We start from the raw sequence: 12,160 nt of genomic DNA, 5'->3' as shown, positions 1-12,160 counted from the left end.
CACCCCCGTTCCTACAACGTTACCAGGCTAGGGTTGGCTGATCTGACTCCATCGAGGAATGCGGGATGATGGGGACAGCCCCCCAATTTTCGTCGGGAGACTATCAGGAAGTACTCTATAGCAAATGGGTTTCGTTTGGGACAACCGATTGCGGAACTGACCCCGAGAACCTGAGCGGAACCCTGACAGCGTCCCTGTACCCTCACGGTTGTTTTTACGCTGACAAAGTAATCAGGGCCCCATGTGAGCGTTTCTATGTTGTCTGGACTGAAGACCTTTTGAGTCATCAGAGAGTTAAATTCGAAAGCGTTGTTCCCGCGGAGCCTGGTGGTTCATGAGCGGCCAGTAACAATGGGAGCTCTATGACGGTTACCCGGAGGAAAAGATGAAGTGGTTTGCATTTAGTGGGTTTGTCCTATTGGGAGCTGTCTTACTTGTAGAAAGTGTAGTCGGCGTTCAGGGGGCTGAGCCATATGGCCAGTTGTATGGAATGAAGGATAAGCAGAACCCAGGAAGAAAGCCATTGAGCACCCTTGGCGATTCGATATGGGCTTTTAATTACACTGGAGAACAGGGATTATACGGGGTAGAATTCGACGGAGACTATTTCTATGTGACCGGAGACAATGCTTGGAGTGATTCGAACATGATATATGTCTTTAACAGGGATGGGAAATACGTAAGGGAATTTGCGCAGAAGAGTAAGAACTCAGAACTGGGTGACTGGGGATGGTTGGATCTGGCCTATAGGCCTGACCATGACTATTTCTTTGGAAGCGACGACTCGATGATAACTGCTTTCGACAAGTTTGGCAATGTGCGGTATGAGTTTCGGGGGCCTTATGATGTTTGTCAGGGTCTTGCGTGGGATGGGCAATACGTATGGGTAAGTCTCCAGAATCTAGCAATCGTCAAGATTGACACGACAGGAGTTATTGTCGATTCGTATCCCAACTCATACATGATCCAGGGTCTGGCATGGGACGATGCTTCCCCCGGGAATCCCTGGCTGTGGGTCTCCGCCTGGGGACAGGGTTGGAACAATCGCATTTATCAGTTTGATCCTGTCAAGGGGCAGTATACCGGCGTCTATTCGGAGGGAGCATATTTGACCCTGGCTGGTGGACTTGCATTCTCGACTGACTGGGATACAAGCCGAGCAATCCTGTTCGAGCTGATTCAAAAGATGCCTGACTATGTTGTTGCTTACGACCTCGGGCCTATTGCTACCAGAACCCCCCCAGGGAACAAGACAGATGTCATGGCCGAGTTGGAAATCCTCAAGCCGACTGGCGACAAGAAGCTCGATAAGAGGATAGACAAGATTATCCGCCATATCGAGAAGAGCCTGGAGCCCAAGCTATGGATTGACGACACCCATCTTGACCCCAAGCATGGCAAGAAGGTTTTCTGCGAAGAGAAGAAAGCGGTAAAGTACATGAAGAAAGTGTGCAAGGGAGACAAGTGCAAAGGGGTAGCTTCGTTCTCTCTCATTTACCATGGCACAAACGAAGTTCTGGTTGAAGTCATTAGCAAAGAGAAGACGTGCTTTGGTCCTGAGTTGGTATCACCAGGGGATACGTTCGAAATCAATGCAGTTGATCAGAAGCTCGGTGCTAACACAGAAATCTGGGTTGACGATTTTCTGAATCAAGAGATACACACCTCCTGCTCCAGGCCTCTTGATGAAGGTATGGTGTTTGGAGACTTCGAAGTCGAGGATGTGGACAAGATGAGCTATGGCGGAGGCGTGTTTCCTGGTGAGCTCTGCGAGAGGTTGACAGGGATGCTCGTTGAGGCAGATAGCATTCTGGCCAGAGTTGCAATTGATGATGCGATTGCTGCCAATGGCAAACCGAAAGAGATAGAGAAGGCTGAGAAAGAGATGGCCAAGGCTGAAAAGGACAAGAACAAAGGTAAGTACGACAAGGCCATCGACCACTATAAGCATGCCTGGCAGCACGCGCAAAAAGCCATGAAGAAGCACAAGAAACAGAACCAAATGATGGATGAAACAAGGTCCAGGTCTGGAACCGTGCTTCTCCAGAACAGACCTAACCCTGTGTTTTCATCAACTCGATTTGAGTTCATCTTGAAGCATGCTGCTCAGGCCAGGCTTACCGTTCATGATGTTGCTGGAAGAAAGGTCTGGGAATCTGCGGGGTCACATTTGTCCGCGGGTCAGCACTCGTTCGAATGGAACTGCCTGGACCAGAACGGCAGCCGAGTCCCATCTGGCGTCTACATCTACAGACTGGATACTGAAAGCTTCAGCCAGACAAGAAAGATGGTAATTATCAGGTAGCAAGGCCTGCCAGTTCCACGGGGAGGCGTTAGCCGAAGGATCCGCTTCCGCACAACCAAAAAGAACAGGTGACGAAATTGACCGAGATTGCTTCGCCACGCTCCGCGAGGCTTGCAATGACATGTTTCTTTTGTGTCGGGGAAAGGGGAGCGGTTTGAAATTTTCATTCCGAGGGGTGAAAATGCCCCATCTTGCCCCAGAATTGTGCCAATTCAGTGGAACTTTCTGCTTACAACCCGTTGAAGGCTGCGGAACACTTCCCCACGTGGGTTAGAAATGTGACGCTGGCGTACTAGGCGACCTGCGCGGATATCTGCCTGCGAGAGATGAGGAAGAGAGTGGCCCTCCTACGCTATAGCCATAGCTTCGGAGGGCTTCGCCAGTATGCAAATGTGAGCCTGCTTTTCTAAGCGACCTGCGCAGTTATCTGTTTACGGGAGATCAGTAGGAGAACCACGAGCACTATGTCAACGACCATGTGTATCCACCAGAAGATGTGTAGCGAGCCCATCATCACAAATGTGAGCAGCTGCGCTGCCACGCCAAGCGCGAATCTGAGTATACCCATGTCCACAACCAACCGGCTCTTCTTCGGATTCCTGGCCCCGATGAAAAACATCACACCGAAGCAGAGCATGACTGCGCCAAAGGCGTGCACATATGGCACAGCTCCTTCTACGTACTCCAGATTGAAAAGCTCCGCTACTGGTTCAGATCCGAAAAAAGCGGGGAGTCCACGAAATACGAATTCTATGATGGCCGCAATTATCAAAACGACTCTTGCCATTTTGCCCTTCCTCCTTTTCTAACGCTGCTGGATATGGGACTACGTCTCATCTCCTCCTTGATCTTCCTCCTTTCCAGGATGGTTTCGATTTGAACTGGAGAACGGATATACCCTCTGTTGGGCGTGGTCTTTCTGAAAGGTGGTCAGCTTAAGGAAAATGTAGGATATGAAGATTTTGCGGAGTGCTTGCTTCATTTTGCTCTCCTCTTTCGAATACCCAAGGATGATTCTCCACCACCGCTTCAGTATATTCCTCCACGAGTAGAAATGCCTGTTTATTCTGCGAAATGCTTCAAAGACCTGATCGGAAGAGACCCGCTTTGGAGTAAACACCAGATGGTCACCTTCATAGTGAGATAGGTCACGGTCAAATATCCGGCCCTCGGATTCTATCTGCTTGTGAAATGGAGTACCAGGAATGGGGATGGAAATGGACAGCAGAATTGTGCTGGGATCGATCTCGTCAAGCCTGCTGGGCAGAGTCTGGAAATAGGAAGGGGTGTCCTCCTCAAGCCCCAACATTAGGCCTGTAAAAGTTAGTATCCCTTTCTTCTTAAGCTTTACGAACAGCTCTTTGTATTCTTCTACCTTGTTCTGCCTTTTGTGAACTGATGCGAGACTGGGCTCATTTAAAGATTCTAATCCGATAAAGGCCATTGTGCAACGAGCTTTGGCAAGCAAGTCCACGAACTCGTCATCGTGAAGGCAGTCAAAGCTGAACTGTGTTCCTATCCCCCACAGCTTGAGTTTCGCGATTTCTTGCAGCAATTCCTTGGCATAGGATATGTCTCCTCCAAGATTATTGTCGTAGATCATTGCCATCTTGCGTTTGTGGAAAGGGAGTTTGCTGGTAGCTGTAAGATCGCGGATCACATCCGCAACGGGTCGAACTCGATATGGTGCATGTCTGACCATCAATTGGCAGAAACTGCACTTGTAGGGACAGCCTCTTGTGGCTTCAGTCACCAAGGGCACTGCGAAGACCGGCTCCACCAGGTCATACCGAGGAGGAGGGATGTTTTCCAATGATGGGGCAATGGGGGCCTCGTAAACTTTTTTCAATTTCCCGTCCACCATGTCGTGAACAACCTGAGGCCAGATCGGTTCTGCCTCACCCACAACCACTGAATCGAAGTGTGGTTCTACCTTTTCCGGGAACGTTGAGGGATATTTCCCCCCAGCAACCACAACCTTGCCCAGTTTCTTAAAGCTTTCGGCCACCTCGAATGCGTGAGGTGCACAGAAGTCCATGAAACTGAGCGCAATGAAATCCGCATCTGTCTTGTAGTCAATTGGCCGTACCATTTCGTGAAGCAGTTCCACTTCCACTATCGGTGGCGTTAAACCAGCCACCAGAATCCCGGACAGGGGAGGTGCCGGGGATCGAGCGTAATAGGTCTGGCTTTCCCCCAGGTTTTGAAACAGAACGATAATCTGCAATTTGGGCTTCGACATTTCTGTCACCTCAGTTGGGCTGCAAGTCTTGACATTACTTTTTCTACAAGCCAGGGCGCAAATCGTTCAGCCAACGCAAGAGATTTCCCTACCCTCGAAAGGACAACATCTTTCTGTTCACGTTCCACTGCCCTCACAATGGCCTGAGCTACCCCGTCCGGCGAGGCATATGGGCCCTCGGGTCTTCGCGCAGTTCCAACCTTCTTCTCGGCTCTGTAGAAGTCAGTCTCAGTGTAACCTGGATAGATGAGTATTATCCTGATGCTGCTACCTGAGAGTTCTGCACGAAGACTCTGGCTCACGGACACAAGCGCAGATTTGGTGGCGCAGTAAGCTCCCAGAAAGGGGACACCGTGTATGGCAGCTACAGAGGCAACGTTAGCGATTATGCCTTGACCTGCGTTGCGCATAATAGGAAGAACTTCCAGCATGCAGTTGACAGCGCCGAAGAAGTTCACATTCATAACCGATCGGAAATCCTCCAGGGACGTTTTCTCAACATCACCATAGACGCCGATCCCTGCGTTATTGATCAGAACATCGATGGATCCGAGCTGCCCGACGCAACGCTCTATGAGTCTGTGCACGGCCTCCAAGTCTGCTACATCGCAAGGAACTGCAAGGGGTGCGGGCACGCCGGGGAAAGCCCGGGCAATTTCCTCCGCCACCTTCTCCAGCCTGTCTGCTCCACGAGACGTGATGGCCAGCCTTGCGCCCTTCCCGGCGAGTGCAAAGGATGCGGCCCGACCAATTCCTGAAGACGCTCCTGTAACCAGTATCCTCGCGCCTCTGATCTTCATTTCTTTCCCTCGTACATTTGATCGATCAATTCGCCATATTCATGGGCTATCTTAGTTCTTCTCAGTTTCAGAATGGGCGTGAGCATCTCATTTTCGACTGTAAAAGGCTCAGCTAATAGAGTAAATGCCTTTATCTTTTCATAGGGGGCGAGCTCCAGGCTTGATTTCTCTATTTCTGAGGCAATGAGATCCCTTATCTCGTCCCTATGCAAAAGCGACTGGTAATCATCGAAGCGTATGCCTATCTCTTCCGCGTAACTCATGACAAATTCTCTGTTCGGTACGATCAAAGCAGCAACGTGTTTTTTCTTGTCACCGCAAAGCATGATCTGATCTATGTATCTGTTTCTGGCTATCTCCATTTCGATAGGAGCAGGCACGATGTTCTTGCCATATGAGGTAACAATGATTTCCTTTATTCGACCAGTTATGATCAGGTTCCCTTTTTCATCAAATCTGCCTTTGTCCCCTGTATGAAGCCAGCCATCTTGGTCGATCACCTTTGAAGTCTCCTCAGGCATGTTCAAATATCCTGCCATCACATTGGGTCCTCTGACCATGATCTCATCGTTCTCTCCCATCCTAACCTCAACATCATCAAGAGGTTTGCCTACTGTGCCCAATTCATTTTCTTCCACTGTGTTGAGACATACAGCAGGCGACGCTTCCGTCAAGCCGTATCCCTCCACAATGTTGAAACCCAGAATGTAGAGGATTTTGGAAATCTTCCGGTCAAGTGGAGCTCCTGCGCACGCAAGCGCCCGCAATCTTCCTCCTGCGATTTTCCTGAACTTGGAAGCGACAAAAACATCGTACAAAGGGCGCCTAATCCTGAGAAATAGAGGAATCTTAGCACCTCTATGCTTGAGGTTTGCATAGTGATTCAGTCTTTTGACAGCGAGGCTCACAAAACCTCTTCGGATGAACAAACCCTGCGAAACTCTCTTCTCAACTGACTCGTACACCTTTTCTATGAGCCGGGGTACAGTGATAAGAATGGTAGGTCTGACTTCTCTTATGTCTTCTGCAACAGCTGACATATCCTTCACATATGCAATGGTACCTCCGGCAAAGAGTGTGGCGTAGTACGCACAAGTCCTCTCAAACATGTGAGAGAGCGGGAGAAATGAAAGGAAAACATCTTCCGACGTAACCCTGAATTTCCTCATCACTGAAAAGGCGTTGGAGGTGATATTTTTATGCGTCAGGATGACACCTTTGGGCTCTCCCATACTTCCAGAAGTGTAGACTATGGTCGCAACATCGTTGGCGGAGACATCGGGACTCTCCTCGGATGCGACTGACTTGCATTTCTCGTGTCTGAGACTATCAAATTGAAGAATGTCATGCTCAGCAATAGGCTCTGAAGACTCAAAGACGACGATGTTTCTGAGAATCGGGCAATCGTCTTTGATTTCCTTGACCACAGCCAGCAACGAGGTGTTTTCCACAAAAAGTAGTCTTGTGTTTGAATCGCTCACTATTCGTTTCATACGTGAAGAAGGCAGTGTATGATAAATGGGTACGACGACAGCGCCTATTTTCAGGACTGCCAGGTCGGCAATCACCCATTCGGGCCGATTGTAGGAAAAGATGCCGACCCTGTCGCCTTTGCCTATGCTCAGTCTCTTGATACCCTCAGCTACGGCGTTTACCGAATTCATCAGCTCCTTGTAGTTTATTCCAATGTATTCGCCTTTTTCTCTATTCATTAAGGCGGTCTTGCTTGAATGCTTAAGTGCGCTCTGGGAAAAGCTTTCAAAAATCGTCATTCTGTTTCTAATCCCCACTTCTTTCCAAATGCCTTGAATTCCCTCACGTAGCGTTCAAGGTCGCCATTGACTGTTTGTAATAAATTTCTTAGAGGTGCCATGTCCACGTCCACCTTTTCTCCTGATGGTAGGATCAATGAAATTGCTTTTGGCCTTTGCGCTCTGCCAAGTCTGATTGGCGAGATGCCGTGGGATTCCGTCTGCTTCAAAAAGGAATCAACTTCCTTATCTGGAATCGTAAACAAGAGTTCAAACTCGCCATGGGGGCCCGCTGTCATCAGCCAATGGGGTGTCTTTGTCGTTTCGCACAATCTCAGTACCTGAGGGGCTAAGATTCTCTCCCAATTGCAGTCGATTTCAAACCCCAGTCCATTGATCCGCATCAATTGATCAAGGGTCGTCAACAACCCGTCGCTTGTGTCCATACAGCAGTTGGCGTGTCGTCTCAGAAGCTGTCCTTCTTTGAGACGTGCTACCGGTCGATAGAGCTTTTCAGGAAAGCAATCGTCAGGAGTCTTGGTCAACCGTACAAGCCCCAGAGCATTTCCTGCGCCTATTCCTCCGGTGATAAAGACATGATCTCCCACCTTGCAACCCTGACGGGTTATCACCTCTTTTCGCGGCACGAGGCCGAGAGCACATCCTGTTAGTGAAATCCCAGAGGTTAGATTTGTGTCTCCTCCGAGTATGAAGACACCAAGGTCTCGAGATGCATCCTCCATACCCTGAGCAATTGCACTGGAGAATTCCTTGTTGCGGGTAGGGTCAACCGACACGGAGACGACCAACCCCAGAGGGTGAGCACCAACTGCTGCCAGATCACTCAAAGTGGCCATGACAGTCACCCAGCCCATGGTGTAAGGATCCTGGTATAGTCCTTCAGCAATCTCTTCAGCAATCGTATCAATGGTTGCGGCCAGAAGATAAGGAGAATCTTTTGAGATCTCGACCAGTTCTGCGTCGCTTTCGTGCAGCTTGTTTAGCTGGTTGGGTGAACGAGAGAAGTGTCGGGCCCATGAACCGATGATGAGGTTTTCTGTTATTTCATTCATATCTTTCATTGGCAACACCTTATTGCTTTTGGCATGACGCTGAAATCAGCGCAATCGGTATTGAAGACTTCGCCATCCATCTCCAACGCAAAAATGTGCTGGCTAGTGACTGAAGCCCTGCCTGCAATCCAGGACTGTGTCTTCGGGAGTCCACAGAAGCGGTTGTTAGAAAGGGCAATGAGCATTTGTATTGCCTCTAGGAGCGTCAAGTCTGCACAAAGGTTGATTCCGATCTTACCATCATCAGGTCCGATCGGTGTATCATAGCAGAGTGAGCCAGCGAAATGTGGGTTCTTTATTATTCCCAGATTGGTGATCCTGAACTTCTGCGCCTCATCTCCATCAATACTCAACAGGCAAGCGAGGTTGCGATAGGCAAGAATGGACAAAAGGGCCGCCACGGAAATAGCAGCGTTGACAGAGAATCTCTGGAGCATCTTGAGAATGCCGACGCGCGAATTAAAGAGGGCGTTTGCTTCAGCTGTGATCCCAATACTCGCATTGATGAGACAGAAACGTGTAACCCATCTATGTTGGATATCCTGATAATTGACGCGTATCACATCACATAGTGAAGCGTTTTGCGAGTCAATCCTGAGCGGTATTCCCCTAACCAACGCCTCGCTTCGGAATGGCTTGTGGAAATCGTTGCTGGAACCGAGCCCAATCGCTCCAATAGTCGCTCTGTGCTCGCCAGAATTCATGAGTGCGTTTAACAGAAGGTTGACAGTTCCATCTCCGCCCGCGGCAATGAATACATTTTCTCCACCTTCCAGTGCTCTTGATACCTGGACATGGAATTCCTTTGGCGAAAGTATTTCTTCGGTCTCAAACTGTCCCGTCCGCTCTCGAATCTCTCTTTCGATCCCTTTCCACAGACGTAGACCTCTCCCATAGTTGCAGTGAGGGTTCAAGAATACCTTCATCCTAGATCTGGCTTTCCTCGGGACGAAGCTTAAGAACCGCTTCAAACCCGATGTAGAATATGGCAACCAATATGAGCCATCCCGGCCTGACCAGACAGATCTCAGCGAGGCGCAGCAAAACGAAGCCTCGCACCACGTTAGCAATGGGGTCATGCGCTTTGTGCTCATCTCGGGTCCGGTGAATCCCCAGTTGTGCCAGAATCAAGCCTATGATGGCCACAATGAAAATGCCTACAGAGGGGAGTCTTATGGGGCAAAGCAACGAAGCGAAGGAGCTGAATTTCCAGAAGGCCCAGCCTGTTGCCAATATGGAGAGGAGCGCAAGAAGATCTGTCGCCACTGCAGCCCTTTTCCATCCGAATGCTACGCAGAAAGTATTATAGCCACTTGCTCTATCAGCTGATATGTCCTTGAAGTAACCCATCAAGACGAAGTTGGCGTAACTGAAAAGGGTGCTGATAGTGATGGGCAGCAGAATCCCGCTCGCCATCACACTTCCGAAGCTCCACCCATATCCAACAGCTGCCATTTTTCCGATGATAGGAAGCAAGGCAACAATCCAGGCGTTGTAAAAAGGACCTCCCCACCATCTCCTTTTGAAAAAAGTATATGTGGCCAGACCGAACACACAAAGAACACCTGGGACCAGGATTTTGGGATTGTGGACCAGTAATATAAGACAACAGGAGAAGAGCCCAATCAAACTGGTCCACAGGACCTGGCGCTTCGTAATGGACCCCCTTACCAGGGGACGATATGGGGAAGAAAGAGAATCGGTGTCGATTTGGAAGCAGTCTGTCAGAGCCTGCCCAAACCCGTAGGAGAGAAAGAGGGCGAAGAAGACTACGAGTGTCGCGGATACACTTCTAGAGGATCCGTCAGCAAACCCGGCCATCCCTGCCGCACCCGACACAAACAGAAGATAAGGCCTCATCGTCAGGAGATACGCACGCCAAAAGCCCGGAGTCCACAGGCCATGGGGTTTCACAGGCGAAGCCTTCTCAGATTGGTGCACGCTAGATGATCCCCAATCTACTCCCGACGAGTTTGAACTTACCCAGAGCCATTTCCAGATTCTCGAGGGACAGTGTCGCCATGACACTCACCCGGATGAGGGAAGATTCTCTCGGCACTGCCGGTGGAACAACGGGATTCACTATTACTCCTTCCTCTTCCAACTGACCGGCCATCTTGAAAGTCTCCTCGTCATCGCCAATCAGAACCGGGATGATAGGTGTTATCGTTTGCTCAATTGCAAACCCCATCTCCTCTAAACTCTTCCTGATGAAGTTCGCATTCCAGTGGAGTTTCTTGATGAGTTCAGGTTCTTCTTCTATTACCTCCAAACAGGCAAGGACTGTAGCTGCAACCGATGGAGGTAGGCTGGCGCTGAAGATGAATGGCCGCGCGTTAAGCTTCAGGTACGTTATAATATCTTCAGTTGCCCCTGTAAATCCTCCTACCGTGCCTAAAGATTTGCTGAAAGTCCCACAGACAAGGTCAACCTCTCCTTCCATGTCGAAGTATTCAAGAACCCCGTGGCCTTTAGCGCCCAGGGCTCCTGTGCCATGGGCATCGTCCACCATGATTCTGGCCTGATAGTTATCAGCAAGTCTTTTGATCTCAGGCAGATTCGCGACTGTTCCTTTCATGCTGAAGACACCATCGGTGATGATAAGCTTGTTGGAAGAAGGAGAACACTTGGAAAGTCTATCTTCAAGATCCGCCATATCATTGTGCCTGTAGACCATGACTTGAGCCTTGGAGAGACGGCAGCCTTCAATTATGCTTGCATGGTTCAGCTCATCGCTCAGAATAATGTCTCCCTCTTCAGTCAAGGCGGCAATTGTACCCATCATTGTCATGAATCCTGTGCTGAACACTACGGCATCTTCGGTATGCTTGAATTCAGCCAGTTTCTTCTCAAGCTGGTTATGCAAACTGGTGGTTCCGGTGAGAACTCGCGAGCTGCAAGAACCTGTCCCGTATTCTCTAACAGCCTCTATTGTGCGTTCGACCACCTTGGGATGCGAAGTCAGACCAAGGTAATTGTTTGAGCCAAGCATGACCAGTTCTTTGTTCTTCCTTTTTACCACGGGAGTTGCGGCAGGATCGATCTCCCGGAGATAGAAGAACTGTCCTGTTGACTTCAAGTGGGCGACCATTTTGCCGAACTCGCGGCACTTATCGAACATAGACATTTGTGCAGCCTCCGGTGTAAGCAAAAGAGACTCTGTTTATTGGCAAATAATAGTAGGAAAGGACGACTTGTGTTGTGGAAAAGCAGGCAGGTGAGGACTTTCTACTAGAGTCCATTCAGTCTCGCTTCTTTGTTTTGGCTGAATCATACCCTACGATTTGCTGTTTTTCAAGCGGTTTTTTCCGGGTTGCCGGTCAAAAGATGACATGAAAACAGCATCCTTCAACATTTGGTTTGTGGGATCTTCTTGTGTGGTGCCGGGGAGGAGATTTGAACTCCTATGCCCCGAAGGGCACTAGCCCCTCAAGCTAGGCTCGCGGAGCGAGCCAGGCACCTGTCCCGACTTTGTCGGGATCCGTCAGTTGGAGGTCACGAGCGACTACGTGCTGCCTTTTCCATTTCCGCTCAGCGTGAGCCTTGACTGCAGGAACCTGTGCCCGGGGCCGGACTCAAAATATCTCTCTCGCGAAACAGCTTTTTCTCTGGCTTGAACTGACTCAGTGTAGACTAGCTTGAGAGGCCTTCTGCCCTTCGTCGAACGGACACCACCTGAGTGGTGGCGGATCAGCCTCATGTGGAGGTTATCAGTATGTCCTATGTAGAGCTTACCGTCCTTGAGGCTTCTGAGAACGTATATGACATATTTCTTCATAAACGAGGAATGACCAAATCAGGGCAGGGTATTCAGTAAAACGTTGGTGCCGGGGAGGAGATTTGAACTCCTACGCCCCGAAGGGCACTAGCCCCTCAAGCTAGCACGTCTGCCAGTTTCGCCACCCCGGCATACTTGGAGGACAACTTGTATTTATGTTTTTCAATTAGCCCCTCGCGCGGGGGGGGGGGAGGTAGTGAGACGCGTGACC

General features: G+C 49.7%; 10 protein-coding genes and 1 tRNA gene. 1 reads left to right on the top strand and 10 read right to left on the bottom strand.

Translation table 11 applies throughout. The annotated features are described in order from the left end of the window. Window positions 1–385: 385 nt before the first annotated feature. The gene (locus tag E3J62_00100; GenBank protein TET47891.1) at window positions 386–2,305 is read left to right on the top strand and encodes a T9SS type A sorting domain-containing protein; all 1,920 of its coding nucleotides are present in this window, start codon (window positions 386–388) and stop codon (window positions 2,303–2,305) included. A gap of 406 nt (window positions 2,306–2,711) precedes the next feature. On the opposite strand, the gene E3J62_00095 is transcribed toward E3J62_00100, so the two are convergent. The 10 genes from E3J62_00095 to E3J62_00050 all read right to left on the bottom strand — a co-directional run bounded on the left by E3J62_00095 (window position 2,712) and on the right by E3J62_00050 (window position 12,080). After that, window positions 2,712–3,092, bottom strand: coding sequence for a DUF4345 domain-containing protein (locus E3J62_00095; GenBank protein TET47890.1), 381 nt, complete (start codon window positions 3,090–3,092; stop codon window positions 2,712–2,714). Window positions 3,093–3,131: 39 nt separating this feature from the next. After that, on the bottom strand, window positions 3,132–4,547 hold the full coding sequence (locus E3J62_00090) for a B12-binding domain-containing radical SAM protein (protein TET47889.1): 1,416 nt from the start codon (window positions 4,545–4,547) through the stop codon (window positions 3,132–3,134). 5 nt (window positions 4,548–4,552) lie between these two features. After that, the gene (locus tag E3J62_00085) at window positions 4,553–5,347 is read right to left on the bottom strand and encodes an SDR family NAD(P)-dependent oxidoreductase (protein ID TET47888.1); all 795 of its coding nucleotides are present in this window, start codon (window positions 5,345–5,347) and stop codon (window positions 4,553–4,555) included. After that, a complete protein-coding gene (locus tag E3J62_00080) occupies window positions 5,344–7,119 on the bottom strand; it encodes a long-chain fatty acid--CoA ligase (GenBank protein TET47887.1) in 1,776 nt (591 codons plus the stop codon). Before E3J62_00080 ends, E3J62_00085 begins: the two co-directional genes overlap by 4 nt. Beyond that, a complete protein-coding gene (locus tag E3J62_00075; GenBank protein TET47886.1) occupies window positions 7,116–8,180 on the bottom strand; it encodes a thiamine-monophosphate kinase in 1,065 nt (354 codons plus the stop codon). Before E3J62_00075 ends, E3J62_00080 begins: the two co-directional genes overlap by 4 nt. Continuing rightward, on the bottom strand, window positions 8,177–9,265 hold the full coding sequence (locus E3J62_00070; protein TET47885.1) for a hypothetical protein: 1,089 nt from the start codon (window positions 9,263–9,265) through the stop codon (window positions 8,177–8,179). Before E3J62_00070 ends, E3J62_00075 begins: the two co-directional genes overlap by 4 nt. Continuing rightward, entirely contained in the window at window positions 9,099–10,085 is a 987-nt protein-coding gene (locus E3J62_00065) for a hypothetical protein (protein TET47884.1), read from the bottom strand. The genes E3J62_00070 and E3J62_00065 overlap by 167 nt, the downstream gene beginning before the upstream one ends. 28 nt (window positions 10,086–10,113) lie before the next feature. Continuing rightward, on the bottom strand, window positions 10,114–11,298 hold the full coding sequence (locus E3J62_00060; protein ID TET47883.1) for an 8-amino-7-oxononanoate synthase: 1,185 nt from the start codon (window positions 11,296–11,298) through the stop codon (window positions 10,114–10,116). A 378-nt stretch (window positions 11,299–11,676) separates the two neighbouring features. Beyond that, the gene (locus tag E3J62_00055; protein ID TET47882.1) at window positions 11,677–11,949 is read right to left on the bottom strand and encodes a GIY-YIG nuclease family protein; all 273 of its coding nucleotides are present in this window, start codon (window positions 11,947–11,949) and stop codon (window positions 11,677–11,679) included. Between the two features lie 44 nt (window positions 11,950–11,993). After that, window positions 11,994–12,080, bottom strand: a tRNA-Leu gene (locus tag E3J62_00050). Window positions 12,081–12,160 lie beyond the last annotated feature (80 nt).

The organism is candidate division TA06 bacterium, from assembly GCA_004376575.1.
In the GTDB taxonomy this organism is placed as follows: Bacteria; Hydrothermota; DG-26; order E44-bin18; family E44-bin18; genus E44-bin18.
Note: the sequence above shows the minus strand (reverse complement) of the source record. Positions and strands in the feature narration are given on the sequence as shown.

Coding starts and splice junctions, on each gene's coding strand:
- E3J62_00100 (TET47891.1), top strand. CDS start 386: ATGAAGTGGTTTGCATTTAGTGGGTTTGTCCTATTGGGAGCTGTCTTA.
- E3J62_00055 (TET47882.1), bottom strand. CDS start 11,949: ATGAAGAAATATGTCATATACGTTCTCAGAAGCCTCAAGGACGGTAAG.
- E3J62_00085 (TET47888.1), bottom strand. CDS start 5,347: ATGAAGATCAGAGGCGCGAGGATACTGGTTACAGGAGCGTCTTCAGGA.
- E3J62_00080 (TET47887.1), bottom strand. CDS start 7,119: ATGACGATTTTTGAAAGCTTTTCCCAGAGCGCACTTAAGCATTCAAGC.
- E3J62_00075 (TET47886.1), bottom strand. CDS start 8,180: ATGAAAGATATGAATGAAATAACAGAAAACCTCATCATCGGTTCATGG.
- E3J62_00070 (TET47885.1), bottom strand. CDS start 9,265: ATGAGCACAAAGCGCATGACCCCATTGCTAACGTGGTGCGAGGCTTCG.
- E3J62_00090 (TET47889.1), bottom strand. CDS start 4,547: ATGTCGAAGCCCAAATTGCAGATTATCGTTCTGTTTCAAAACCTGGGG.
- E3J62_00060 (TET47883.1), bottom strand. CDS start 11,298: ATGTCTATGTTCGATAAGTGCCGCGAGTTCGGCAAAATGGTCGCCCAC.
- E3J62_00095 (TET47890.1), bottom strand. CDS start 3,092: ATGGCAAGAGTCGTTTTGATAATTGCGGCCATCATAGAATTCGTATTT.